Origin of the sequence: Kitasatospora viridis (assembly GCF_007829815.1) — a bacterium.
Lineage (GTDB): Bacteria > Actinomycetota > Actinomycetes > Streptomycetales > Streptomycetaceae > Kitasatospora > Kitasatospora viridis.
This window is the reverse complement of record NZ_VIWT01000001.1, coordinates 2,471,259-2,497,004: the sequence shown is the minus strand read 5'-3', so window position 1 is coordinate 2,497,004 and position 25,746 is coordinate 2,471,259. Positions and strand designations below refer to the sequence as shown.

23 protein-coding genes are annotated in these 25,746 nt (G+C 72.8%); 18 read left to right on the top strand and 5 right to left on the bottom strand.

Translation table 11 applies throughout. From position 1 onward, the window contains the following. The first annotated feature begins 112 nt into the window (after positions 1-112). Both FHX73_RS10990 and FHX73_RS10985 read left to right on the top strand, forming a co-directional pair. Positions 113-1,489, top strand: a complete 1,377-nt coding sequence (locus FHX73_RS10990; RefSeq protein WP_145904836.1) for an NsdA family TPR-like regulatory protein — start codon at positions 113-115, stop codon at positions 1,487-1,489. A 254-nt stretch (positions 1,490-1,743) separates the two neighbouring features. After that, entirely contained in the window at positions 1,744-3,009 is a 1,266-nt protein-coding gene (locus tag FHX73_RS10985) for a hypothetical protein (protein WP_145904835.1), read from the top strand. A gap of 48 nt (positions 3,010-3,057) precedes the next feature. Here FHX73_RS10985 and FHX73_RS10980 read toward each other — a convergent pair whose 3' ends face one another. Next, positions 3,058-4,353 carry an ABC transporter substrate-binding protein gene (locus FHX73_RS10980; RefSeq protein WP_145904834.1) on the bottom strand — a complete coding sequence of 432 codons (1,296 nt, stop codon included), beginning with the start codon at positions 4,351-4,353 and terminating at the stop codon, positions 3,058-3,060. Between the two features lie 239 nt (positions 4,354-4,592). Here FHX73_RS10980 and FHX73_RS10975 point away from each other — a divergent pair, with 239 nt between their 5' ends. Together FHX73_RS10975 and purU are read left to right on the top strand one after the other, a co-directional pair. After that, on the top strand, positions 4,593-5,030 hold the full coding sequence (locus FHX73_RS10975) for an SCO4402 family protein (protein ID WP_246213460.1): 438 nt from the start codon (positions 4,593-4,595) through the stop codon (positions 5,028-5,030). Positions 5,031-5,109: 79 nt separating this feature from the next. After that, positions 5,110-5,988 carry a formyltetrahydrofolate deformylase gene (gene purU / locus FHX73_RS10970; protein WP_246213459.1) on the top strand — a complete coding sequence of 293 codons (879 nt, stop codon included), beginning with the start codon at positions 5,110-5,112 and terminating at the stop codon, positions 5,986-5,988. Positions 5,989-6,004: 16 nt separating this feature from the next. On the opposite strand, the gene FHX73_RS10965 is transcribed toward purU, so the two are convergent. Continuing rightward, complete coding sequence (locus FHX73_RS10965) at positions 6,005-7,156, bottom strand: maleylpyruvate isomerase N-terminal domain-containing protein (protein WP_145904831.1); 1,152 nt, start codon at positions 7,154-7,156, stop codon at positions 6,005-6,007. Between the two features lie 17 nt (positions 7,157-7,173). Next, complete coding sequence (locus FHX73_RS10960) at positions 7,174-7,671, bottom strand: sigma-70 family RNA polymerase sigma factor (protein WP_145904830.1); 498 nt, start codon at positions 7,669-7,671, stop codon at positions 7,174-7,176. 250 nt (positions 7,672-7,921) lie between these two features. On the opposite strand from FHX73_RS10960, the gene FHX73_RS10955 reads away from it, so the two are divergent. From FHX73_RS10955 to FHX73_RS10930, 6 genes are all read left to right on the top strand, one after another. Further along, positions 7,922-8,428 (top strand): ATP-binding protein, encoded by a 507-nt coding sequence (locus FHX73_RS10955; protein WP_145904829.1) that lies wholly within the window; start codon positions 7,922-7,924, stop codon positions 8,426-8,428. A gap of 306 nt (positions 8,429-8,734) precedes the next feature. Beyond that, the gene (locus tag FHX73_RS10950) at positions 8,735-10,042 is read left to right on the top strand and encodes an MFS transporter (RefSeq protein ID WP_145904828.1); all 1,308 of its coding nucleotides are present in this window, start codon (positions 8,735-8,737) and stop codon (positions 10,040-10,042) included. Positions 10,043-10,052: 10 nt separating this feature from the next. Continuing rightward, positions 10,053-10,604: a GNAT family N-acetyltransferase gene (locus tag FHX73_RS10945; RefSeq protein WP_145904827.1), complete on the top strand. Its 552-nt coding sequence runs from the start codon at positions 10,053-10,055 to the stop codon at positions 10,602-10,604. Between the two features lie 80 nt (positions 10,605-10,684). Next, entirely contained in the window at positions 10,685-11,014 is a 330-nt protein-coding gene (locus tag FHX73_RS10940) for a DUF4229 domain-containing protein (protein WP_246213458.1), read from the top strand. 3 nt (positions 11,015-11,017) lie between these two features. Continuing rightward, the gene (locus tag FHX73_RS10935; RefSeq protein ID WP_145904825.1) at positions 11,018-12,067 is read left to right on the top strand and encodes a LacI family DNA-binding transcriptional regulator; all 1,050 of its coding nucleotides are present in this window, start codon (positions 11,018-11,020) and stop codon (positions 12,065-12,067) included. 86 nt (positions 12,068-12,153) lie between these two features. Then, entirely contained in the window at positions 12,154-16,155 is a 4,002-nt protein-coding gene (locus tag FHX73_RS10930; protein WP_170304886.1) for an SdrD B-like domain-containing protein, read from the top strand. A gap of 37 nt (positions 16,156-16,192) precedes the next feature. Here FHX73_RS10930 and FHX73_RS10925 read toward each other — a convergent pair whose 3' ends face one another. Further along, a complete protein-coding gene (locus FHX73_RS10925) occupies positions 16,193-17,404 on the bottom strand; it encodes an MFS transporter (protein WP_145904823.1) in 1,212 nt (403 codons plus the stop codon). A 413-nt stretch (positions 17,405-17,817) separates the two neighbouring features. Here FHX73_RS10925 and FHX73_RS10920 point away from each other — a divergent pair, with 413 nt between their 5' ends. Beyond that, the gene (locus FHX73_RS10920) at positions 17,818-19,131 is read left to right on the top strand and encodes a dicarboxylate/amino acid:cation symporter (RefSeq protein ID WP_145904822.1); all 1,314 of its coding nucleotides are present in this window, start codon (positions 17,818-17,820) and stop codon (positions 19,129-19,131) included. A 123-nt stretch (positions 19,132-19,254) separates the two neighbouring features. Next, entirely contained in the window at positions 19,255-19,815 is a 561-nt protein-coding gene (locus FHX73_RS10915; protein ID WP_145904821.1) for a Uma2 family endonuclease, read from the top strand. A gap of 122 nt (positions 19,816-19,937) precedes the next feature. Here the strand turns inward: FHX73_RS10915 and FHX73_RS10910 are convergent, their stop codons facing one another. After that, a complete protein-coding gene (locus FHX73_RS10910) occupies positions 19,938-20,141 on the bottom strand; it encodes a cold-shock protein (protein ID WP_030060085.1) in 204 nt (67 codons plus the stop codon). Between the two features lie 349 nt (positions 20,142-20,490). Between FHX73_RS10910 and FHX73_RS10900 the strand changes: the two genes are divergently transcribed. The 6 genes from FHX73_RS10900 to FHX73_RS10875 all read left to right on the top strand — a co-directional run bounded on the left by FHX73_RS10900 (position 20,491) and on the right by FHX73_RS10875 (position 25,719). Continuing rightward, positions 20,491-21,381: a menaquinone biosynthetic enzyme MqnA/MqnD family protein gene (locus tag FHX73_RS10900; RefSeq protein WP_425461436.1), complete on the top strand. Its 891-nt coding sequence runs from the start codon at positions 20,491-20,493 to the stop codon at positions 21,379-21,381. A 173-nt stretch (positions 21,382-21,554) separates the two neighbouring features. After that, positions 21,555-22,778 (top strand): cyclic dehypoxanthinyl futalosine synthase, encoded by a 1,224-nt coding sequence (gene mqnC, locus FHX73_RS10895; protein ID WP_145904820.1) that lies wholly within the window; start codon positions 21,555-21,557, stop codon positions 22,776-22,778. Positions 22,779-22,781: 3 nt separating this feature from the next. Further along, on the top strand, positions 22,782-23,288 hold the full coding sequence (locus FHX73_RS10890) for an imidazolonepropionase-like domain-containing protein (RefSeq protein ID WP_145904819.1): 507 nt from the start codon (positions 22,782-22,784) through the stop codon (positions 23,286-23,288). 189 nt (positions 23,289-23,477) lie between these two features. After that, a complete protein-coding gene (locus FHX73_RS10885; RefSeq protein ID WP_145904818.1) occupies positions 23,478-24,053 on the top strand; it encodes a hypothetical protein in 576 nt (191 codons plus the stop codon). 44 nt (positions 24,054-24,097) lie between these two features. After that, positions 24,098-24,790, top strand: coding sequence for a demethylmenaquinone methyltransferase (locus FHX73_RS10880; protein WP_145904817.1), 693 nt, complete (start codon positions 24,098-24,100; stop codon positions 24,788-24,790). Between the two features lie 149 nt (positions 24,791-24,939). After that, complete coding sequence (locus tag FHX73_RS10875) at positions 24,940-25,719, top strand: SCO2525 family SAM-dependent methyltransferase (protein ID WP_145904816.1); 780 nt, start codon at positions 24,940-24,942, stop codon at positions 25,717-25,719. The last annotated feature ends 27 nt before the right edge of the window (positions 25,720-25,746 follow it).

Sequence of the window (25,746 nt, the reverse complement as noted above, 5' to 3'; positions counted from 1 at the left end):
GGCCGGGTAGTCGGCACGCCGTTCGGCTCCGTACGCGAGCGGTCGGCCGGCACCAGAGCAGCAGAGTCGACGCCCGCCGGCCGTAACCGGGGGCGCTGGGGAGGCGAAGCCCATGGCCGCGAGACCACTCGTCGCACGACAGCCCAACGAGCGTCTGCAGCAGCTGATCCAGGAGGCGAGCTGCTCCAACGCGGGTCTCGCCCGCCGGGTCAACCTGTGCGGCGCCGAACACGGGCTCGACCTGCGCTACGACAAGACCTCCGTCGCCCGCTGGCTGCGCGGCCAGCAGCCGCGCGGGCAGGCACCGGCGGTGATCGCCGAGGCCTTGGGGCGCAAGCTCGGCCGCGGGGTCACCGTGGAAGAGATCGGCATGGCCGACGGGAAGAACCTCACCTCCGGGGTGGGCCTGCAGTTCGCCGCCACGCTCAGCGGGGCGGTCGAGCAGGTCTGCGAGCTGTGGCGCAGCGACGTCAGCCGGCGGGACTTCCTGGGCGGTGCCTCGGTGGCCGCCTCGGCGCTGGTCGAGCCCAGCCGGGACTGGCTGATCACCCCGCCCGACCCGGTGGTGGCGCGCACCGGCGGGCCCCGGGTCGGGCCCTCGGACGTGGCGGCGATCCGGGCCACCACCGAGATGCTGGTGGACCTGGACCACCGCTTCGGCAGCGGGCACGTGCGCCCGGTGGTGGTGCACTACCTGAACAGCGTGGTCTCCGGACTGCTGACGGGTGGTTACCGCGAGGAGACCGGGCGTCAGCTGTTCGCCGCGGTGGCCAGGTTGACCGAGCTGGCCGGCTACATGGCGGTGGACACCGGGCAGCCCGGGCTCGCCCAGCGCTACTACATCCAGGCCCTGAGGCTGGCTCAGGCCGCCGACGACCGCGGCTACGGCGGCTACGTGCTGGCCGCCTCGATGAGCCACCTGGCGGCCACCCTGGGCAACCCCAGGGAGATCGCCCAACTGGCCCGGGCCGCCCAGGAGGGCGCCCGCTCGGTGGCCACCCCGACCGCGATGGCGATGTTCTACGCCGCCGAGGCCCGGGGCCACGCGCTGCTCGGCGACGCCCGGTCCTGCGAGCTGGTCGCCGCCAAGGCGGTGGCGGCCATGGAGCGGCGCGAACCCGAGGAGGACCCGGACTGGATCGCGCACTTCGACGAGGCCTACCTGGCCGACGAGTTGGCGCACTGCTACCGCGACCTGGAGCACGGCAAGCAGGCCGAGAAGCAGGCCCGGATCGCCCTCGACCTGCACCCGGCCAGCCGGGTGCGGCGGCGCGCCGTGGACCTGGTGCTGCTGGCCACCGCACAGCTCCAGCAGCGCGAGATCGAACGCGCCTGCGAGACCGGGGTGCAGGCGGTGCGGCTGCTCGGCGGGCTGCGCTCCAACCGGGGCGTGGAGTACCTGGACGACTTCCGGCGCAGGCTGGAGCCGTACCGGGACCACCGGGTGGTGCGGGAGTTCCAGCAGCGCGCGGAGGCGGAGGCGGCGTGACGGTCCGTCGGCGGACCGGTGCGCGAGTCGCGGGGCCGGGCGCCCACGTGGTCACCCGAAGCGGTGAACCGGTAGCGTGGGCGCGAGGTTCCGAGGAACTCCAGCAGAAGTGGTCCGCCGTCAGTGAAGCGCGCGGAAGAACCGAGGAAGGCCCGGGTGCTCCTACCGGACAGACAGCACGGGCGGTCCGCACGCCGGACCGCCCGATCGCCGCTGCCCGCGCGCCCACGGCCGTGCACAGGTGAGGATTCGCGTTGAGCCAGCGCCGCTCGTACAACTCCGGTGACTTCAACCTGGACGACCTGTTCCGCCCGGAGCCGGCCGCACCGGCCGGTCCGCCAGGAGCGGCACCGGCCGCGCCCGGGGTGCCGGCGCAGCAGACCTGGGGCGAGCAGCCGCCCGTCCAGCAGCCGCCGGTCCAGCAGTCCTGGACCGAGCAGCCGCCCGCGCAGCAGTCCTGGACCGCGCAGCAGCAGTCCGCGCCGGCGCCGGCCGCGGAGGCCCCGGAGACCCAATACCTGCCGCCCTACCCGACCAGCGACCCGAACCCGGGCGCGGGCCCCGACTACGGCCAGCCCTCGTTCGGCGGGCTGGGGGCACCTCCCGGCCCCCAGGCCGGGGGACAGACCTTCGGGGGACAGCAGTCCTTCGGCGGCGGCCCGTCCTACGGCGGGCTGGGGGCACCTCCCGGCCCCCAGGCCGGGGGACAGACCTTCGGGGGGCAGCAGTCCTTCGGCGGTGGCCCGTCGTACGGCGGGCTGGGGGCACCTCCCGGCCCCCAGGCCGGGGGACAGTCCTTCGCCGGCTACGACGCGCAGCCGGCGGTCAACGAGCACACCACCCAGCTCGGGCGGGCCGAGGTGCCGCGCCGGGGCGGCGGCGGGCCCTCCCGCAAGGCGGTGATCGGCGGCCTGGTGGCGGTCGGCGTGATCGGGGCGATCCTGGTCGGCGTGCTGTCCAGCGGCGGCGACGGCGGCAAGAGCAACAAGGCGGCCGCCGGCTCCACCGCGAAGGCCACCAGCACCGGTTCGGCCGCGGCGGGCTCCGGCGGCACGGGCGCGCTCAGCGCGGGGGCCGAGGGCCAGGCGAAGGCCGTCTCCAACCTGCTGAGCGGGGCGAACAGCAGCCGGCAGGCCGTGATCGGGGCGGTGGCCTCGGTGAACAAGTGCGACAACCCGGGTGCCGCCCAGCAGGCGCTCAGTCAGGCCTCGGCGCAGCGCAAGCAGCTGCTGACCTCGCTGAGCACGCTCAAGGTGGACCAGCTGCCCACCGGGCCGACGCTGGTGCAGCAGCTCACCCAGGCCTGGCAGGCCTCGCAGGCCGCGGACGACGCCTACGCCGCCTGGGCGGGGGACGCGGCCGGCGGCTGCGACCCCACCAAGCAGGCCGACAACCCGCACCGGCAGGCCGGTGACCAGTCCAGCGGCCAGGCGAGCACCGCGAAGAAGGCCGCCGCCGCGACCTGGAACGCCATCGCCACCCAGGCCAACCTGCCGACCCTGGGCGACTCGCAGCTCTGAGGCACCGTCAGGGGGCCGCGCCGGGACGGGCAGCCCCCTGACGGGCGGTCAGCCGGTGATCGGCGTGGAGGTGGGGGCGGGTCCGTTGGTGAGCACCCAGCGGACGTCGATGAAGCCGGGCTGCTGCTCCACCAGCCGGCCGCCCTGGACCTGCTGGAAGGTCACCGAGGTGTTCACCAGGCGCGGGGTGTCGGCGCTGGCCAGCATGTTGCTCAGGCCCCAGGCGAGCGGCGGGGTGGCGCCGCCGGTGTCGATCGGGGTGCCGCTGTCCAGCACGTCGCGCAGCGAGTGGTTGTCCACCGCCCGGCCCTGCGGGACCCGCTTGATGGCGGCCAGCAGCACCTGGTAGGCGACCCAGGTGGTCTGCACCCCGGGGTCGGCGTCGTCGATGCTGGCGTCGGCCGCCGCGCGGGTCCGCACGATGGCCCGCAGCTGGTCCCAGACCGTGGAGGCCTCGGGCGGGAACCAGCCCACCGCGAAGGCCCCGCCGAGCGGCCCGGCGTCGCCGCCGGTGGAGTCCACCACGGACTGCTGGAAGCTGCCGATCACCGAGAACAGCCGGGTGTTCTTGTGCGGCTGCCGGCGCAGCGAGTCCAGCAGGGTCAGCGTCGGCTGCGAACTGAGCGCGGCGGTGATGCAGTTGCCGGGTGCGTCGGAGCCGATCGCGGCCTTGGCGACGGCGGTGAAGTCGGAGGAGCTCTCCTGCGCCTTGACGTCGTTGAGCTTGACCCCCGCCGGGCTGAGCGCGCCGACCAGCGAGCCCACCAGGGTGTCGCCGGCCGGGGTGTCGGGCCGGATCAGCGAGACCGACCGGCAGCCGGCCGCGGCCAGCTGGCGGCCGCTGCCGGCGATCAGCGCCGGGGTGCCGCCGGCCACCGGGTAGGAGAGCGGGCTGGTGAACTCCGGCCCGGAGAGCCCGTAGCCGCCGATGAACGGGATTCCGGCGTTCTCCAGCACCGGCATGAAGGCGTCGCCGAACTGGCTGTAGGAGCCGACCACGGCGATCGCCCCGGCGGCCACCGCCTGCTTGGCGCAGGCCGTGGCGCCGTCCGCGGTGTTGTGCTCGTTGCAGGTGAGCACCTTGAGCCTGCGGCCGGCGATGCCGCCGTCGGCGTTCACCTCGGCGCCGATCGCGGTGGCCAGCTGCGGCATCCCGGGGCGGTCGGCGGAGCCGGTGCCCCAGGGCGCGAAGGTCAGCACGGTGAGCGGCTCGCGGTCCCCAGCCGCGGTGGCGCTGCCGGCACAGCCCGACGCGGCCAGCAGGACCGGGACGAGGGCCGCGGCTGCGACCAGGGCCAGTGGCCTTCGCGGTCGGCGGGCGGCCCTGGGTACGGCGGTGGTCACAGCTGGTCCTTCCCCGGAACGGACTGCGTCGCGCACCAGCCTCACCGCCGGTTCACTCCACGAAGGGGCACGATCCGCAACAACCGGCAAACAGGGGATGAACTCAATGCGTGGACGCGTGTAGAGGGGTTTCGGGCGGGAACGTACGATCGTCTCCCATGGCGGTCAGCACAGAAACTTCCAACGGCTCTCCCGGAAACCCTTCTCGCCGGGGGCGCCGCTCCAGCACCATGGGCGGCATGCCGCTCAACGACCTCCCCTGGTGGCGCTGGCGCGCCCGACTGCGCTCCGCCCTGCACATGCTCGCCGACCCCGAGTTCCAGCAGCAGTACTGGGCGACCGGACGGGACGGCTACGGAGACGTGACCGACGCCGTCTACCGCCTGGTCGAGGACAGCTGGCTGGACCGCTGGTCGGCCGAGAAGTACGTCGGCACCATCGTGCGGGACGGCGCCGAGGCCGCCCTGGTGGACGCCGCCGTGCTGCGGGTGCTGCGGATCCTGCACGAGGTGGGTGCTGACGCACCGTCCGCCGCCTACCTCGCCCACCCGGACTGGCCGGCCGCGGTGGCCGCCGCCCGGGCCGCCCACGAGCTGCTCGCCGGCAACGACGGGGAGGACCCGGACGGGCCGCCGCGCTCGCTGGAGGTGCTGCGGATCCTGACCCGGGTCGGCTGACGGCTGTGCCAGGCTGAACCCCCATCGCACCCAGCACCCGACAGCGGCCCGGCCGCCAGTGAACGTGAGGACCGAGAGCGTGGCGCAGCAGAACAGCGCGGCCCAGCCGACCCAGTACGTACTGACCCTGTCCTGCCCGGACCGGCAGGGGATCGTCCACGCGGTCTCCAGCTACCTCTTCATGACCGGCTGCAACATCGTGGACAGCCAGCAGTTCGGCGACCTGGACGGCGGCGGACTGTTCTTCATGCGGGTGCACTTCTCCGCGCAGTCCCCGGTCAGCCTGGACAGCCTGCGGGCCAGCTTCGCCGCGATCGGCGCCTCGTTCGGCATGGAGTGGGCGATCCACCCGGCCGACCGGCGGATGCGGGTGGTGCTGATGGTCAGCAAGTTCGGGCACTGCCTGAACGACCTGCTGTTCCGCAGCTCGATCGGCGCGCTGCCGGTCGAGGTGGTCGCGGTGGTCTCCAACCACACCGACTTCGAGGAGCTGACCGGCTCCTACGGCGTCCCGTTCGTGCACCTGCCGGTGACCCGGGACAACAAGCCGGAGGCGGAGCGCAAGCTGCTGGAGCTGGTCGAGGAGCGGGAGGTCGAACTGGTGGTGCTGGCCCGCTACATGCAGGTGCTCTCGGACGACCTGTGCAAGGCGCTGGCCGGCCGGGTGATCAACATCCACCACTCCTTCCTGCCCAGCTTCAAGGGCGCCAAGCCGTACCACCAGGCGCACGCCCGCGGCGTGAAGCTGATCGGCGCCACCGCCCACTACGTGACCGCCGACCTGGACGAGGGCCCGATCATCGAGCAGGAGGTGGCCCGGGTGCAGCACGGCGTGACGCCGGACCAGCTGGTCGCGATCGGCCGGGACGTCGAGTGCCAGGCGCTGGCCCGCGCGGTCAAGTGGCACAGCGAGCACCGGGTGCTGCTGAACGGCTCGCGCACCGTGGTCTTCGCCTGACGGCTCCCCGGTCCGGCTACGGCCGGGAGAGCAGCGGCACCGCCGACAGCACCTCGCGGATCGCCGCCCGGTCGCCGTACTCGCCCACCGGCAGGTGCTCCGGATCCCGGTGGGCGGCGGCCAGCTGGCAGAACTCCACGCCGTCCATCACCAGTTCGGCCACCGGCTCGGACACCGCTGGGGCCACCGGACGTGCCGTCGGCCCGGATGCCGGCCCGGATGTCGGACCGTCGGCCGGCGGGTCCAGCGGGATCAGCCACTGGCCGGCCGCCGGGCCCTCGATCACCAGCCGCAGGGTGCGCCCGGCCCCCGCCGGCACGCCGCCGCCGGCGTAGGCCGCCTGGCGCCGCCCGACCAGCGCGCCGGGCAGCATCCGGGCCGCCAGGTCCACCATCTGCCGCAGGTGCGAGGGGGAGGGCTGGGCGTACGGGTAGGCGACCGCCCGGGCCACGTCCTCGCCGTGCATCCAGGTCTCGAAGGCCCGGTCGATGAAGGCGTCGCGCACCGGCAGGCTGGCGAAGCCGTAGTCCACCGCCCGCTCGCCGGCCTGCGGCACCGCCTGCCGCAGCAGCGCCTGGGACTGGTCGCGCCAGAGCTGGCGCACCTGCTGCGGCGGCGCCCCGGCGTGCTCGGCGGCCAGCCGCTCGCCGCGCTCCAGCAGGGTGCCGAACGGGTGGGCCGGCGGGCCCTGGGCCGGCACCCGGCCCGGCGGTGGTGCGGCCGGATCGGGCAGCCCCAGCGCGGGCGCCAGCAGCGCGTCCACCCCGGCCAGGTGGCACAGCACCTCGGCCGGTCGCAGCCGCAGCACCCCGCCGTGCCAGGGCAGTTCGGCCACCTCCTGCCACTCGGCCCGGCCCAGGTCGCGCAGCAGCGCGTCCAGCTTGGCGGTCTCGGCCGCGTACGGCGCCGCCCAACTGGCCAGCGGGCGCCCGGCGGCCCGCCGGGTCAGGCAGAAGTCCAGCACCTGCTGGCGCAGCCCGTCCGGCTGGTCCAGCGGGTCGTCCGCGCTCAGCCGGCCGGCCGCCCGGCGCAGCTGCCCGGCCTCCTCGGCGCAGTCGGCGCAGGCGGCCAGGTGCCGTTCCAGCTCGTCGGCCTCGTCCGGCCGGCAGGCCCGCAGCGCCCAGGCGCCGAGCAGGCCGCGCAGCGCGTCGTGCTCCTGTTCGGTCATCCTGGCTCCGTCCCCCGTCAAGACCCGAACTCCAGTTCATTGGCCAGCAGTTGCAGGCCCAGGCGGAGCCGTTGGCGGGCCGCCTGCTCGCTGATGCCGAGCTGTCGGGCGGTCTCCTGGTAGGTCCGGCCGTCGTACCAGGTGGTCTCCAGGGTCTCCCGCAGCGCCGGCGGCAGGGCGGCCACCACGTACTGCACCTGGGCGGCGGCGGCCCGCTCGCGGATCTCCTCCTCGGCCAGCCGCTGGCGCTGCAGCCGCTGCACGGCCCGACGGTGGGTCAGTTCGCCGATCCAGGAGCGCAGCGAGCGCTGCTCGGGGTCGAACTCCTCGGGGTGCTCCCACAGGTGTCCGAAGACCTCGCGGGTGAGCTGTGCGGCCGCCTGCTCGTCGCCCAGGATCCGCCCGGCGAGCCCGTGCACCAGCGGTGAGAGCTGGTCGTAGAGCTCGCCCAGGGCACTCTCCTCGCCGCGGGCCAACCGCGACCGCATCTGCTGGTCCCAGTCCGGAGCGGTCATGGATCCACGGTATCGGCGCGGTCGGTGCCGGGGAGGCGATTTGTAGGAAGAACATCTCCGAGCAGTGCGAAGACCGTTGCGAGGCTCGGCCGGGCGAGCGGGTCAGTATGCGCCGTGGTGTCCCCCGATCGCTGGAATATGCCCGAAGCTGTTGTCGGCCCGGTTTCCGCGAATCATCCTGGGGCCTATTCGTGCCGACGACTAACTTCGGACAGTCCAACCGGTAGCTCGTCATGCAGGTGGTGGAGCGGTGCAGGTGGTTCAGGTACAGCTCGCGGTGGGCGCCGACCCCGCGGAGGTCGGTCGGGCCCGGCAGTGGGTCCGGGGCAGGCTGCTCGCGCTAGGGGCCGACCCGACGGCGGACTACGCGGAGACGCTGGTCCTGCTGGTCTCCGAACTGGTGACCAACGCGGTGGTGCACACCGGGCACCCGGCGGTGCTGCGGCTGCTCTGGCCGCGGCAGGCGGGGCCGGTCCGGGTCGAGGTGGCGGACGCCAGCGGGGTCGCCCCGGCACCCCGGGCCGCCTGCGGGGAGGCGACCAACGGGCGCGGCCTGGAGCTGGTCGAACTGCTCGCGGCCCGCTGGGGCTGGTCGCCGCAGGAGGCCGGGAAGCTGGTCTGGTGCGAGGTGGACGTGGAGTCCGGTCCGTGTCAGGCCGTCAGCACGCCGGTGCTGCGCGGCGCACCCGGCCCGGCCGCGGCCCCCTCGCGGCTTGACCGTGTACAGACGGCCGGTTTTCGATCATCCACCGGCTGAAATGACGCGCAATCGTTCCGAATTTCGGACGAACCATTGACGTGATGTGGCCGGCTGATCACTCTTGGGGCAGCTCTCCGTCGCGAGGGGACGTCAAGAGTCGGTCGGCAGGCGGTATCTGACGCCGAGGCAGCCGCTTGGCGAGTGCGGAGCAGTCCCGAAGTGCGGGTCAGGGCCCGTACCGGCGGACGGCCCGGGCGGGGGTGCCACGGGCCGTCCGCCGCAGGCGCCGAGTGGCCCGATCCCGACGGAAGATGGCAGTCAGGCCACTCGTTCGAACGCCGACCGGCGGCGAGACTCCCCGGTGTGACCCAGCTGAGAACCGCCCGCGCCGAGACCGCCGCCCGCCGCACCACCCGGCCGCACTACGCCTGGGTGATCGCCGCCCTCTCGCTGCTCGTCCTGGTCGGCTCGGCCGGCTTCCGCTCCACCCCCGGCCTGATGATGACGCCGTGGAACAGCGAGTTCGGCTGGTCGCACGGGATCATCAGCCTGGCCGTCTCGATCAACCTGATCCTCTACGGCCTGACCGCGCCGTTCGCCGCCGCGCTGATGGACCGGTTCGGGGTGCGGCTGGTGACGGTCTGCGCGCTGCTCACCATCTCGGTCGGCGCCGGCCTGACCGTGCTGATGACCCAGACCTGGCAACTGCTGCTCTGCTGGGGCGTGCTGGTGGGCCTGGGCAGCGGCAGCATGGCCGGCGCCTTCGCCACCACGATCAGCGGACGCTGGTTCAAGGCCCGCCAGGGGCTGGTCACCGGGGTGCTCACGGCGGCCGGCGCGGCCGGCAACCTGGTCTTCCTGCCGGTGCTGTCCTGGCTGGTGGGCGCGCACGGCTGGCGGACCGCCGTGGTGGTGGTCTCGCTCTGCGCCACCGCCGTCGCGGTGCCGGTGCTGCTGCTGATGCGCGAACACCCCTCCGACCTCGGCCTGTTGCCCTACGGCGCCGGCCCCGACGACGAACTGCCGCCGCGCAGCTCCGGCCGGGCCGTCTCCCGGACCCTGCGGGTGCTCCGGGAGGCCATGCGCACCCGGGTCTTCTGGCTGCTGGCCGGCTCCTTCGCGATCTGCGGCGCCACCACCGTCGGCCTGGTCGGCACCCACTTCATCCCGGCCGCGCACGACCACGGCATGCCGGAGACCACCGCGGCCGACCTGCTCGCACTGATCGGCGTCTTCGACGTGATCGGCACGGTGGCCAGCGGCTGGTTCACCGACCGCTTCGACTCCGGCCGGCTGCTGATCGTCTACTACGCGCTGCGCGGCCTCTCGCTGCTGCTGCTCCCGCAGCTCTTCGACATCAGCGTGAAGCCGCCCTTCCTGGCCTTCGTGATCTTCTACGGGCTGGACTGGGTGGCCACCGTGCCGCCGACCGTCGCGCTCTGCCGGCGCCACTTCGGGGCGGACGCGCCGATCGTCTTCGGCTGGGTGCTGGCCTGCCACCAGATCGGCGCCTCGATCGTGTCCACCGCGGCCGGCGTGATGCGGGACAAGTTCGGCGACTACGACCTGGCCTGGTACGGCGCCGGCGGGCTGTGCGCGATCGCCGTGCTCTGCTGCCTCGCGGTCAACCGGCTGCCGGCGTCCGCCGGGACCGTCGTCGCAGCTCAGTAAGCTCGACGGCATGGCGCTGCACTTCACCCTGGACCCCGAACCGACGCCCGAGCTGCGGGCCGAGATCACCACGCTCTGGACCGAGGCCAGCAATGCCGGCGGCGCGGTGGGCTTCGTGCCGCCGGTCACCGAGGACGAGGTCCGGCCGACCGCCGACAAGCAGTTCGGCGGCCTCGGCGCGAGCGACGACCAGGACGCCGACCGGCTGCTGGTCGCCCGGGACGGGGACGGCCGGCTGGTCGCGGTGCTCTTCTTCGAGAGCATGCGGTTCGGGCTGATGGCGCACTGGCGGCTGCTCAAGCGGGTCATGGTCGACCCCAAGCAGCAGGGCCGCGGCTACGGCCGGCAGCTGCTCGCCGAGGCCGAGCGGATCGGACGCGCCTGGGGGCTGGCCGGCCTGCGGCTGACCTGCCGGGGCGGGCTCGGGCTGGAGCGGTTCTACGAGTCCTGCGGCTACACGGAGGTCGGCCGGGTGCCCGGCGCGATCCGGGTGGCGCCGGGGGACGACCGGGACGACATCACCTTCTGGCTGCCGCTGGCCCCGGCCCCGGCCGCCGACTGAGCGAGGTCCTCGAAGATCCGCCGGGCAGGCATGCTGTACTGGGATGCCTGCCGTACCCGCGAGATCCGAAGGACGCCACCGTGAGCAGCAAGAAGCACGCCACGCTCCGCTACACCTCGTTGCGGGCCAGCATCTTCCTCGCCTGCCTGCTGGTCACCCTGCTGCTCGGCCGCTTCGGGGTGCTCCCGGTGGTCGGCGCGACCGGTGCGGTCTTCCTGGTGCTGCTGGCCGCGCTGGTCTCGGCCCCGATCAGCTACGTGGTGCTACACAAGCAGCGCAACGAGATGTCCGAGCAGCTGGTGGACAAGGTCGGCGGCATCCGGGAGCGCACCGCCCGCCGGATCGCCGAGCAGAACGCCGAGGAGGACGCGGCCGACGACGCCGCCCGGGCCGCCGCCGGCCAGCAGTAGGCCGTGGCCGACACCGCGGGGACACTGCCCCCACGCCGTCCGACCGGCCGGGACGTGGCCCAGCTGGCCGGCGTCTCGCAGGCCACCGTCTCGCTGGTCTTCTCCGGCGCCGAGGCCGGCCACCGGGTCTCCGAGGCCACCCGGCAGCGGGTGCTGGAGGCCGCCCGGGGGCTGGGCTACCGCCCGCAGGCGGCCGGCCGGCAGCTGCGGCTGGGCCGCAGCGGGATGGCCATGCTGGCGGTGCCCAACCTGCAGGGCCCGTTCTTCGGCCGGGTGTTGGCCGGGGTGCACGAGGAGGCGGCCCGGCACGGGTTGTCCGTCGTGGTCAGCTCCGGCTGGAGCGCCGCCACGCTGGCCGAGGCCGCGACCACCAGCCGGTTCGACGGCCTGCTGATCTGCTCGCCGGACGACGGCCAGCTCGGTGAGCTGCCGCCCGGCACGCCCGCCGTCTTCCTGGACGCCGACCCGGCCGCCGCCGGGGGCGCCCCGACCGTGGAGCTGGACCTGGCCGGCGGGATGGCCGCCGCGGTCGCCCACCTGACCGGGCTCGGCCACCGACGGCTCGGCCGGCTGCGCTCGGCGCACAGCGCCTACACCTTCCGGGTCCGCCAAGCGGCCTTCGAGAAGGCGGCCGCCGGGCTGGCGGTGACGGAGTGCTCGGTCTCGCTGAACCGGGGCGAGTCCGCCGCCCGGGCCGTGGCCACCGAGCTGCTCGGCCGCCCGGACCGCCCGCACGCGGTGGTCTGCGACGACGACGTGGTGGCCTCCGGCGTCTACCAGGCCGCCGCCGACCTGGGCCTGCGGATCCCGGCGGACGTCTCGGTGGTCGGGATCGACAACATCTCGGTGGCCGCGCTGCTCACCCCGCCGCTGACCACGGTCGACCTGCCGGGCGAGCAGCTCGGCCGCACCGGGGTGGCGGCCCTGGCGGCGCTGCTGGCGGGCCGTCAGGTGGAGCCGGAGCCGCCGCTGGCCACCCGACTGCTCGTCAGGTCCTCGACGACGGCTGCCTCGACGACGGCTGCCTCGACGGCGGGTGGCTCGGGGGCGTAGTCGGATGCCCGCCGTACGGGTGAAATGCCGTCAGGGGTGATCGCGCCATCCGGGCGTACATGCGACGGTCGGATGAACTGCACGGTATGCGCACTCCCTTCCGGACCGGGCGGATCGTCTCGGTACTCGCCCTCCTAGCGGGCTCACTGCTGGGCAGCGGCGTGCTGGCCCCACCGGCACAAGCCGCCATCTCCTTCAGCAAGACGGTGGACAAGGCGACCGCGTCTCCTGGGGAGAACGTCACCTTCACCCTGCGGTACACCTGCTCGGTCTCCGAGTGCACCAACGGGCTGATCACCGACACCCTGCCGCCGAACATGCAGTTCGTCGGCTGGTCGCCCGACCCGTCCACGGTGGACGAGGCCGGCTCCACCGTGCCCGCCCAGGGGGCGATGGGCGGCACCATGGACATCAAGCTCAAGGACCTCAGCCCCGGCACCACGGCCACCATCACGGTGGTGATGAAGTACCCCAACTTCACCACCCCCAACGGCGCCGCCTCGACCAACTCGGCCACCATGTCGGCCACCGGCGAGACCACCCAGAACGCCAGCGCGGACACCAAGGCCGAGGTGCAGCCGCACTACACGGTGACCAAGGGCATCCAGACCAGCAGCCAGGACGGACGCACCGTCACCTACCAGTTCAGCGCGTGCGCGACCAACAACGTGCCGAACGTGGACCTGGACGGCAGCAACCTGGTCGACACCCTGCCGACCGGCGCGGTGGTGGACACCAGCCGCTCGCCCGGCTGGACCCAGGTCACCACCGACCCCAACGTCTGGCGCTACGACATCGGGGCGTTTTACTCCTCGAACGGCCAGGGCGGCTGCCAGATCCCCGGCGCGATGGTGGTTAACTACCCCGACCCGACCTTCCCGACCGGCTCCACGGCGACCAACACCGTGGACCTGAACGGCTCTCCGCTGGGCGAGGGCGAGCGGAAGCTGGACGACGCCAGCGCCACCACCGGCCAGTTCCGCGAGCCGACCACCGGCGTGGTGGTCACCGCCAGCAAGGTGTGGGGCTCCCAGGTCACCTCCGGCGACCTCAACTCCTTCAGCCTCTCGGCCACCAACACGGCCGGCCCGGCGACCAGCCTGACCATGACCGACCCGGGCGCCGGTTCGACTGACGGCATCTACAACTGGATCTACCCGCAGTCGCTGCAGTTCGAGCCGTGGAACCCGACCAGCATCGCGCTGACCTTCCAGTACCGGCTGAACGGCGACCCGACCTGGCTGACCTTCAGCCCGACCAACCCGCTGAACGGCTCCACCAGCCGCCGGATCACCTTCGCGACGGGTGCGGGCGACCCCGGCCAGGACATCCTGGGCATCCCGGCCGGCCGCTGGCTGGACGGCCTCAAGTTCACCTGGAACGGCCCGATCCCGACCGGTTGGAGCCCGGGCAACGCGGTGCAGTTGGTCACCCAGGTGGCCACGCCGGGCCACGACGGCCGCACCGCGCCCGACCCGCTGACCAACTGCCTGGACACCGCGGCCACCGACGGCACCAACAACTCCTCGGCCAACTCCTGCGCCAGCACCAGCATCAAGGCCGCCACCAACCTGGGCGCCGCCAAGACCACGGTCTCCGGCTCGCTCTCCGCGCCCGGCGGCAAGGCCACCTTCCAGGTGATCCCGTACAACCGCAGCGCCCGCGACCTGACCCGCCCGCTGGTGCTCTACGACGTGCTGCCGGCCGGCGTGGTCTACATCGACGGCTCGGCCCGCCCGGACCCGAACTACCCGGACGCCAAGGCCCCGCGGTCGATCACCGTGACCCCCGGTCCGGACGGCCGGCAGATCGTCCGGATGGAGTGGCCGCCCGGCGCGCCCGACATGACGTACCTGCACGACCCGCTGGCCTACCGGATGCTCTTCGACGTCCAGGTGGCGGGCAGCGTCGGCCCCGGCATCATGACCAACGACGTCTACGTGACGGTGGACCAGCCGACCGAGCCGGTCGCCTGCATGTTCAGCGGCAACGACACCGGCGTGCCGGACACGCTGGACCTGAACGGCAACGGCAACACCTCCGAGCTGATGTGCCACGCCAGTTCGACCATCGAGGTGCAGGCACCGAGCGTGCTGCGGTCCTTCAAGGAGGTCAAGGGCGACCTGGACCAGGACTACGGCGCCATCGGCTCCGCCACCCCGGGTGGTCAGCTCTCCTACCGGATGACGGTGCGCAACGACTCGCCCGACCCGGTGAGCGACTTCATCGCCTACGACGCGCTGCCCACCCCGGGCGACCACTACGTGCTGACCCAGGACGCGGCCCGCGGCTCGACCTGGACCCCCTCGCTCAGCCAGCCCATCACCAGCAGCGACCCGACCGTGGTGATCGAGTACACCACCGACCCCAACCCCTGCGTGGAGACCGCCCTGGTCACCCGCACCGGCTGCAACGCCGGCGCGGCCTGGAGCACCACCTTCCCCGGCCCGGGCACCGCCACCTGGTTCCGGGTGCACCGCCCCGGCACCCTGGCCGCCGGCGCCTCGTTCACCCTGACCTGGCCGATGGTCGCCTCGGTGGACGCGCCTGACGGCGAGTACGCCTGGAACAGCTTCGCCTACACCGCCACCGACGCCAGCGGCGGCCAGCTGCTGCCCGCCGAGCCGGCCAAGGTGGGCGTCGCGGTCAAGCAGACCAAGCCCTCGGACAACGCGATCGGCGACTTCGTCTGGCTGGACAAGAACGACTCGGGCATCCAGCAGGGCAACGACACCGGCGTCCGGGGCGTCAAGGTCAACCTGCTGGACGGCAACGGCCAGCCGGTCCGCGACAAGATGGGCAAGCCGGTCAGCACGGTGACCGACGCGACCGGGCACTACCTGTTCGAGAACCTGCCGGACGGGACGTACGCGGTGCAGTTCGACCTGACCACGCTGCCGCCCGGCGCCACGGTGTCCAAGCGGCACCAGGGCACGGATCCGGCGAAGTGGTCCTCGGCGGACCAGGCGAGCGGGATCACCCAGAGCGTCACGGTGGCCGGCGGGCAGCGCGACCTGACCCTGGACATGGGCGTGGTCGAGCCGCCGAGGAACGACAACGCGATCGGCGACTTCGTCTGGCTGGACCAGAACGACTCGGGCATCCAGCAGGGCAACGACGCCGGGGTCCAGGGCGTCAAGGTCAACCTGCTGGACGGCAACGGCCAGCCGGTCCGCGACAAGATGGGCAAGCCGGTCAGCACGGTGACCGACGCGACCGGGCACTACCTGTTCGAGAACCTGCCGGACGGGACGTACGCGGTGCAGTTCGACCTGAGCACGCTGCCGCCCGGCGCCACGGTGTCCAAGCGGCACCAGGGCACGGATCCGGCGAAGTGGTCCTCGGCGGACCAGGCGAGCGGGATCACCCAGAGCGTCACGGTGGCCGGCGGGCAGCGCGACCTGACCCTGGACATGGGCGTGGTCGAGCCGCCGAGGAACGACAACGCGATCGGCGACTTCGTCTGGCTGGACCAGAACGATTCGGGCATCCAGCAGGGCAACGACGCCGGGGTCCAGGGCGTCAAGGTCAACCTGCTGGACGGCAACGGCCAGCCGGTCCGCGACAAGATGGGCAAGCCGGTCAGCACGGTGACCGACGCGACCGGGCACTACCTGTTCGAGAACCTGCCGGACGGGACGTACGCGGTGCAGTTCGACCTGAGCACGCTGCCGGCGGGCACCACGGTGTCCAAGCGGCACCAGGGCACGGATCCGGCGAAGTGGTCCTCGGCGGACCAGGGGACCGGGATCACCCAGAGCGTCACGGTGACGGGTGGTCAGCGGAACCTGACCCTGGACATGGGCGTGGTGCCGGCCCCGATCCCGACGCCGACGCCGACGCCGACGCCCACCCCGACGCCGACTCCCTCGCCGAGCCCGTCGCCCACCGAGACGGCGACGCCCACCGGCAGCCCGACCGGGACGGTGACCCCGACCACCTCGCCGAGCCCGACCGGCGAACTCCCGCACACCGGCAGCTCGGTGCCCGGTGAGTTCCTCACCGTGCTCGGTGCGATCGCGGTGCTCGCCGGTGCGGTGATCTGCGTGGTCGCCTACCGCCGGCCCCGCTCCGGGAGGCATAGCTGACCGACCGGTAGCTGGCCGACCGCCAGTTGATTGACGGTCAGACCGCAGCCACCAGTGGCGCCGCCCCCAGCGGCGCCACTGGCGCGTCCAGCCGGCCCCGGGCCGCGAAGAGCAGCAGCCCGCCGAGCGTCACCCCGCCGACCGCGCACCAGGTGACGGCGGTCAGCGAGACCTGCACCAGCGAGCCGGAGACGGCGTAGCCCAGCGCGTTGCCGGTCGCGAACAGGGTGACCAGCCAGGCGAACGCCTCGGTCACCGTGCCGACCGGGGCCAGCTCGGCGACCAGCACGAACGCGGCCGCCAGCAGCGGGGCCAGGCCCAGACCGGAGAGGAAGGCCAGCGCGGCCATCGGCCACGGGCCGGGCAGCGCGAGCAGCGGCAGGTAGCAGGCGGCCATCGCCAGGGCCATCGCCCAGGTGCGGGTGCCGGTGCTGCTGCGCCACTTGACCGCGCCGTAGCCGAGCGCGCCGAGCAGGCCGGCGAAGGCGGCCAGCGCGAGCAGCAGGCCGGCCCCGCCGGGCAGCGCGCCGCGGTGCCGCTCGGCGTAGGCGATGAAGAGCACGTTCTGCGCGCCGACCGACCAGCCCGCGCCGGCCAGGCCGACCAGCAGCAGCACCAGCCCGGGGGAGCGCAGCGGCCCCAACAGCCCCGCGCCGTGCGCCCGGGCCGGCGCGCGCCAGCGGCGGGCCGGGGCGGCGGTGGCCACCACCAGGGCGCCGAGCAGGCCGAGCCCGGCGGCCGCCCAGAGCGCGGCCACCGGCCCGACGGTGCCGGCGATCCCGGCCACCGCGAGCGGGCCGGCCACGTAGAGGATCTGCTGCGAGGCGGAGTCGAAGGCGTAGGCGGTGTCCAACTGGTCCTCGGCCACCACCTCCGGCCAGAGCGCGCGCAGGCAGGGCTCCAGCGGGGGCATCGCCAGCCCGGCGACCGCCGCGCCGCCGATCGCGGCCGGCGCGCTGCCGGGCGCCAGTGCCAGCAGCGCGTAGCCGAGGCCGGCCACCACGGCGGAGCAGAGCAGCACCCGGGGCTGGCCGGTGCGGTCGACGATCCGGCCGAGCACCGGTCCGCCGATCGCGGCGGCGAGCGCGTAGGCCGCGGTGGCCAGCCCGATCCTGCTGTAGGGCGCCCCGGCCTCGCGCAGCGCCAGGGCGATCACCAGGGCGGTCATCCCGGCGGGCAGTCGGCCGAGCAGGGTGCCGGCCAGCAGCCGGGTGACGTGCGGGGCGCGGAGCAGGGCCAGGTAGCCCACGGTTTCTCCCAGGTAAGGGGTGTGAACGGCGGTGGTGCGGCGGTAGTACCTGAAGTTATACGTATAACAACACCTCGGTCAACCGGCGGCCCCACCGGCAGGGGTGTCCGCATCTCAAACTTCTACTTTGAACATCTAAAAGGTTGACTGCTAACGTGTCGGCCATGACCACCCCAGCGGCACTCCGGCAGCAGGACATGAGCGGTTCGCTCATGCCGCGCGCCGGCCTGCGCTCAGGGGTGTCCGTTCAAGCCGTGGTGTGCCGCGTCCGCTCGTGTCGCGTTCCGAGCTGTAGCTAGGCGGCGTACTGCCCCGCTCCGGTCCGCCCGTCGGCCACCGGAGCCCCGTTCCCCGCGTGCGCCGCCCCGCCTCCGCCGCCCCCGTTCCCCCTCCACCCCCGGAGTCGTACCCCCATGTCCTCCACCGCGCCCTCGGCCTTCGGTCGCCTGCGCCGCACCCCGTTCTGGGTGCAGATCGTCGCCGGCCTGGTGCTCGGAGTCGTGCTCGGCTTCGTCGCCCGGCAGAACGACGTCAGCTGGCTCACCAACACCCTGGACACCATCGGCAAGCTGTTCGTGCAGCTGCTGAAGCTGGCCGTGCCGCCGCTGGTCTTCACCGCGATCGTGGTGTCGATCGCCAACCTCCGCAACGTCACCAACGCCGCCCGGCTGGCCGTCCGCACCCTGCTCTGGTTCGCGGTGACCAGCCTGATCGCGGTCTCCATCGGCCTGGGCATCGGCCTGCTGACCGACCCCGGCAAGGGCACCAACCTCTCCACCTCGGGCCTGAAGCCGCCTCAGGACTCCGGCTCCTGGCTGGACTTCCTGACCGGCATCATCCCGACCAACATCGCCGACGCCTTCCTCAAGGTGAACGTGCTGCAGATCGTCTTCCTCGCGGTGGTGGCCGGCGCGGCCATCCTCAAGGTGGGGGCGAAGGCGGAGCCGATCCTGAAGCTCAACGAGTCGCTGCTGGAGCTGGTGCAGACCGCGCTCTGGTGGGTGATCCGGCTGGCCCCGCTCGGCACCCTCGGCCTGATCGGCAAGTCGGTCGCCAAGTACGGCTGGGACCTGCTGCGCCCGCTGGCCACCTTCACCGCCGACATCTACGTCGGCTGCGCGCTGGTGCTCTTCGTCGTCTACTCGCTGCTGCTGCGCTTCGTCGGCGGCCTCAACCCGCTGCGGTTCTTCCAGGGCGCCTGGCCGGCCATCCAGTTGGCCTTCGTCTCGCGCTCCTCGGTCGGCACCCTGCCGGTCACCCGCCGGGTCGCCGAGCGCCTCGGGGTGCCCAGCGAGTACGCCAGCTTCGCGGTGCCGTTCGGCGCCACCACCAAGATGGACGGCTGCGCCGCGATCTACCCGTCGATCGCCGCGATCTTCGTCGCCCAGGTCTACGGCGTCCACCTGGGCATCGGCGACTACCTGTTGATCGCCTTCGTCTCGGTGATCGGCTCGGCCGCCACCGCCGGCCTGACCGGCGCGATCGTCATGCTGACCCTGACCCTCTCCACCCTGGGCCTCCCGCTGGAGGGCGTCGGCCTGCTGCTGGCCATCGACCCGATCCTGGACATGATGCGCACCGCGACCAACGTGGCCGGCCAGGTGGTCGTGCCGATCCTGGTCTCGGCCCGCGAGAAGACCCTCGACCTGGTCGCCTACAACACCCCCAAGGAGCTCTACGACGAGGCACCGGCCACCGAGCCGCCCCCCGTCGCGGTCGCTGCCTGACCCCCCGTCACCCGTTCGAGCCCTCCGGTGCCCCTCGGCGCCGGGGGGCTCGCTCGTTCGTGTGAAGGGGACGGGCGGGGAGCCCGGCCGGGGATACGGTGAAGGGGACCAGGAGGAGGCGCGATGGGCGCGGAGCGGGCGGGCGAGTATCACGTCGATGACCTGGAGGCGGCGCTGAAGCTCGCCATTCGCCATATCGAGGGCGATCGGGTGGAGATCGTGGAAGGGGTAATTCAGCAGATGTCGCCGCGCTGGGGCCATGAGAGGCCGATCGCTCTCATTCGAAGGCAGCTCGAAGCGCGAGTGGAAGAGCTCGGTTGCGTCATCGGCTCCGGTGACATCGACCTGCCGGGTAGCTCCAACTGGTTCATCCCGGACATCGCGGTCGTGCCGTTCGAGCTGACGGAGAACGACGCCGGATCCTTGGTGCCTTCCCAGACCTTGTTGGTTGTCGAGGTGACCTCGGAGTCGAACGGTGACACGGACCGGCTGGTAAAGCGTCGCCGCTATGCGGAATATGGTGCTCCGCTGTATCTCCTGGTCGACCGGCGGGAGCGCACCACCATGCTCTTCGCAGAGCCGGGGCCGCTCGGCTACACCAGGGTGTCGGGCCCCTATCCGTTCGGAACTCCGATCGAACTGCCCGAGCCCTTCGGGCTGGTCCTGTCGACCGAGAAGTTCTGACAAAACGGCAGGGGGCCCGATGGTGGGCCCCCTTGGTACTGCGAGTCGTGCTCGTGGGACCCGGGCTACGGGCCGCCGGCGGGCCTGGAGGGGCCCGGAGCGATCAGGTGATCAGCAAGTGATCAGATAGCGGTGACGTTCTCCGCCTGGGGACCCTTGGGACCCTGGGTGACGTCGAAGCTGACCGCCTGGTTCTCCTCCAGCGAGCGGAAGCCGCTGGCGTTGATCGCGGAGTAGTGGACGAAGACGTCCGGGCCGCCGCCCTCCTGGGCGATGAAGCCGAAGCCCTTCTCAGCGTTGAACCACTTGACGGTTCCCGTGGCCATGCCGTTCTCCTTGCGAGGGACGTAATGGACGCCACACGTCTTGTGGCGTCCGGTCCGCTGCGCTGATCGCCCCGCCTCCGGATGTGGGCCCGGAGTTTTCGCAAAATGCTGAAAAACTACAAAAAGCCTGCGGTTACATGCTCCGCAGGCTTCAAGTACTGCAAGGGGAATCAAACTGCAACTGAGTGAAACCGTAGCACGGAGGCGCGGGCTCGACCAGGGGTGTCCGAAGGTGTGGAAGGGGCGTGTCGAGGTGTGTCGGACGGGGGTCGCGCGGGCCTCCGGGAAGCCCGGGCATACGCTGCGATGACAGCACGAACCGGGCAGCAGGGAGCAGGAAGTGGCCGATCTGGTGGAAGACGTCGTCGAGGGTTCGACGGGCGGTCGGGTGGCCCGTCCCAAGGTCGGCCACATCGAGTTCCTGAACTGCGTTCCCCTCTACTGGGGGCTCGGCCGCACCGGCGCGCTGCTCGACCTGGACCTCACCCGGGACACCCCGGAGAAGCTCAGCGACCAACTGGTCGACGGGCGCCTGGACATCGGCCCGATCACCTGCGTCGAGTACCTGCGGCACGCCGACGAGCTGGTGGTGCTGCCGGACATCGCGGTCGGCAGCAACGGCCCGGTGATGTCCTGCGTGATCGTCAGCACCCTGCCGCTGGACCAGCTGGACGGCCGGAAGGTGGCGCTCGGCTCGACCAGCCGGACCTCGGTGCGCCTCGCCCGGCTGCTGCTGGAGGAGCGCGAGGGGGTGCGGCCCGAGTACCACAGCTGCCCGCCGGACCTGGAAGCGATGCTGGCCGGGGCGGACGCCGCCGTGCTGATCGGCGACCCGGCCCTGCGCGCCACCCTGGAGGCCGACCTGCACCCCGAGTACACGGTGCACGACCTCGGGCAGATGTGGCGGGAGTGGACCGGGCTGCCGTTCGTCTTCGCGGTCTGGGCGGCCCGGCGCGAGTTCGTCGAGCAGCAGCCGGCCCTGGTGGCCGCCGTGCACCGGGCCTTCCTGGAGTCCCGCGACCTCTCGCTGGTGGAGGCGGACCGGGTGGCCGCGCACGCCTCCCGCTGGGAGGGCTTCGACGCCCCGGCGCTGGAGCGCTACTTCCGCGAGGCGCTGGACTTCTCGCTGGCCGGGCCGCAGCTGGCCGGCATCGCCGAGTTCGCCCGCCGGGTCGGGCACGACTCGGGCTTCGCACCGGACGTGACGGTGCGTCTGCTGGCGGAGAGCCTCACGGCCTGATCCCGCCGGCTGATCCCGCCCGATCCCGTCGCCCGATCCCGCACGGTTGTGCCGCCCGATCCGGCCAGCCGGCTGCCGTCCGCACCGCCCGGCTGGCCGGAGTGCGCCGTACCCCCTGGCGTACGCTGGTTCGGTCGTACCACCGGACATACCGCAAGAAAGAAGGCCGCCAGGTGACCGAGCTCGCCGCGCCCCCCGCCGCGCCCAGCAGCAGTGACCTGCAGGCCGTTCTCGACCGGGCCGCGGCCGGCGGTCGGATCAGCGCGGAGGAGGCGCTGGAGCTGTACCGTTCGGCGCCGTTGCACGCGTTGGGTGCGGCGGCCGACGCGGTGCGCCGGCGGCGGTACGCGGGTACCGAGCACATCGCCACGTACATCATCGAACGCAACATCAACTACACCAACGTGTGTGTGACGGCGTGCAAGTTCTGCGCGTTCTACGTGGCGCCGAAGAGTGACAAGGGCTGGTCGCGGAGCCTGGAGGAGATCCTGCGCCGCTGCGCGGAGACGGTGGAGCTGGGCGGCACGCAGATCATGTTCCAGGGCGGGCACCACCCGGACTACGGGGTGGAGTACTACGAGGAGCACTTCGCGGCGATCAAGCGGGAGTTCCCGCAGCTGGTGATCCACTCGCTGGGCGCGTCCGAGGTCGAGCACATGGCGCGGCTGTCGGGGGTGTCGGTGGAGGAGGCGATCGGCCGGATCCACGCGGCGGGCCTGGACTCGTTCGCGGGTGCGGGGGCGGAGCTGCTGCCGGAGCGTCCGCGCAAGGCGATCGCGCCGCTGAAGGAGTCGGGGGAGCGGTGGCTGGAGATCATGGAGACGGCGCACCGTCTGGGGGTCGAGTCGACGTCGACGATGCTGATGGGCACAGGTGAGACGAACGCGGAGCGGATCGAGCACCTGCGGATGATCCGTGAGGTGCAGGACCGCACGGGTGGGTTCCGGGCGTTCATCCCGTACACGTACCAGCCGCAGAACAACCACCTGAAGGGCTCGACCCAGGCGACGGTGTTCGAGTACCTGCGGATGATCGCGATCGCGCGGTTGTTCCTGGACAACGTGGCGCACATCCAGGGCTCGTGGCTGACGACGGGCAAGGAGGCGGGCCAGCTGTCGCTGCACTACGGTGCGGACGACCTGGGCTCGGTGATGCTGGAGGAGAACGTGGTGTCGGCGGCCGGTGCCAAGCACCGCTCGAACCTGACGGAGCTGATCCACCTGATCCGCACGGCGGGGCGGGTGCCGGCGCAGCGGTCGACCACGTACGAGCACCTGCGGGTGCTGGACGATCCGGCGAACGACCCGGTGGACCCGCGGGTGGCCTCGCACATCGCCTCCACCGCGATCGAGGGCGGAACCGCCCACCCCGAGCTGAAGATCCTCCCGAACGACTGACCGGTGCTCACCCTGCACGTGGCGGGCGGGCAGGCGGTGCTCGTCCAGGACGACCGGATCGCCGCGCTCGGACCCGCCGCCGACCTGGCCGCCGCGCACCCGGGAGCCCGGGTGCGCGAGTGGGCCGGCGCCGACCGGATCGCCGCCGGCGCGGTCGAGCCGGCGGCCGGCGAGCTGCTGGAGCACCGCTACCACCCGGACCCGCGCGAGGGTGTCGGCACCGGCGCGCGCCCGCTGCCGGCCGGCCTCACCCCGGCCGGCCTTGGCGGCAGCGCCCGGCGCGGCGTGCAGGCGCTGCTCTCCCGCGGCGTGACGGCGGTGGTCGGCCCGTTCGAGCGGCCCGAGGTGCGCACCGCCGTGGCCCGCTCCGGCCTGGCGGTGGTGGCGGGCGCGGGCGAGCGGTCGCTGACTCCCGGGGGCCGGGCGGACTTCGCCGTCCTCGGTGCGGACCCGGTGCGCTGCCTGGCCACCGTACTGGCCGGTAGGATCGTCTACCGGGCCCGCGACTGACGCCGTATCACTTCCGGCGCACGGGTCGTCAGCCGACGAACTCCGTTGTGCAGGACCCGGTCTGATTCGGACTCGCCGTGACCTGAGGGGTCGCCAGCGGTTACGATCCCGGTCGGTCCGCCGGGCGGTGTCCCCCCGAACGGCGTGCCCGCTCACCGTCCCCTACGGGAAGCCAGGTCAGCTCCGTCCATGCGATCCCCGTCCGAGACCCCCCGGATCGGCCGAGGCTGGTACGTCGCCGCGGTGCTCAGCGCCGTCGTCGCCCTCGGCATGTGCCTGCTGGGCTGGCGGCAGGCCGCGCTGGCCGACAAGATCGGCGCGCACCCGGTCCGGGTCGAGGGCACGGTCACCCAGCTGCCGGGCGGCAGCGGCACCTACAGCGCCGTCAGCTACCAGGCGGCCGGCCAGCAGCGCTCGGCCGCCGACCTCCAGCTCCCGCAGGACGCCAAGGTCGGCGACCCGGTCTGCCTGGAGCGCGCCGCCAGCGACCCGGGCGCGGTCCGGATCTGCAACCAGACCTACCCGCAGGCCGCCGGCGTGCGGCTGGCCCAGATCAGCGTGCCGGTCGCCCTGCTCTTCTGCGCGCTCTGCGTGCTGCGGATCCGCCGGCACCACCGGCGGGTGGCGGTCCGCTACGGGCGCGGCAACCAGGTGATCGCCACCGTGGCGCTGGCCACCGAGGCCCTGGCCGAGGGGATGCCGGCCATCACCCAGGGCAAGCGCTCCCGCCGGCGCCACAAGGCGGTCCGCCGCGCGGCACGCTGACCCTCGCGGCGGGGCGCCCGGCGCCAGGGTGAACAATGGGGTGCGTGACCCGAGCCAACCTGGACAAGCAGCCGCAGGAAGTCGCCGCCATGTTCGACGACGTCGCGGCCAAGTACGACCGGACCAACGACGTGCTCTCGCTCGGCCAGGCCCGCGCCTGGCGCCGCGCGGTGGCCGAGGCGGTCGGGGCCGGACCGGGCGACCTGGTGCTCGACCTGGGTGCCGGCACCGGCACCTCCTCCCTCCCGTTCGCCGAGGCCGGCGCGAACGTCGTCCCCTGCGACTTCTCGATCGGCATGCTGGCCGAGGGCAAGCGCCGCCACCCCGAACTGGCGCTGACCGCCGGCGACGCCACCCGCCTGCCCTTCGCCGACGACTCCTTCGACGCGGTGACCATCTCCTTCGCCCTGCGCAACGTGCACCGCACCGAGGCCGCGCTGGCCGAACTCCTGCGGGTCACCAAGCCCGGCGGCAAGGTGGTGATCTGCGAGTTCTCCACCCCCACCTGGACCCCCCTGCGCACCGTCTACACCGAGTACCTGATGCGCGCCCTGCCCCCCGTCGCCAACAAGGTGAGCAGCAACCCCGACGCCTACGTCTACCTCGCCGAGTCCATCCGCGACTGGCCCGACCAGCCCACCCTGGCCGCCCTCATGCAGCAGGCCGGCTGGCAGCGCGTCGCCTGGCGCAACCTCACGGGCGGGATCGTGGCACTGCACCGGGGGTTCAAGGGCTGAGGGGGCGGGGGCCGCGGCAGGGGCGCTCCGAACAGGCTCAACTCTCCATCAAATCCGGTAGAATGACACTCCTTCAGGGGGTCGCTCGTCCGGGTGTTTCGGCCCCATCCACCCGCCACCGGCGGGCTCGACGGAGAGTTGTGCCGTTCATGGATGCCATCCCCTCGCTGGATGCGAGAGCCCTCACCAATCGCCAGGCGCCCTGGGACGACTTCGACCCCGCGGCCTACCTGGAGCACAACTACCGCACCCTGCGCGAGGACGACCGGCAGATCCTGGCCGCGGTCCGCGACCACTTCGCCGGGCACTTCGAGGGCCACCCGGCGCCGGAGGGGCTCCAGGGCCTGGACGTCGGGGCCGGCACCAACCTCTACCCCGCGCTCGCCATGCTGCCCTGGTGCGCCGGCATCACGCTGTTCGAGCGGTCCGCCGGCAACGCGGCCTGGCTGCGCGGTGCGGTGCGGGAGTACGGCGAGAACTGGGACGCGTTCTGGGAGGTGCTGCGGGAGCAGCCGGCCTACCGGCGGCTGGCCGACCCGCGGGCGCTGCTGCGCGAGACGGCCACCGTGGTGCAGGGCGACCTCTTCGCCGACCTGCCGGAGCGGATCGCCGACCTCGGCACGATGTTCTTCGTCGCCGAGTCGCTCTCCAGCGCCTACCAGGAGTACCAGGACGCGATCGGCCGGTTCGCCCGGGCCCTGCGCCCCGGCGCCCCGTTCGCCGTCGCGTTCATGGAGAACTCGGACGGGTACGAGGTGGGTGAACACACCTTCCCGGCCTGCAAGATCGAGCGGACGGACGTGCTGAGCGGTCTGCGGGAGTACGCCGCCGACACCCTGGCGGTCAGTCACATCGACGTCCCGGGAAGCCAACCGCTGCGCGACGGGTACACCGGCATGCTGCTCGCCCTCGGGCGGCTGCGCGCCTGACACCGGACTGGTTCGGAACCGAGGTGG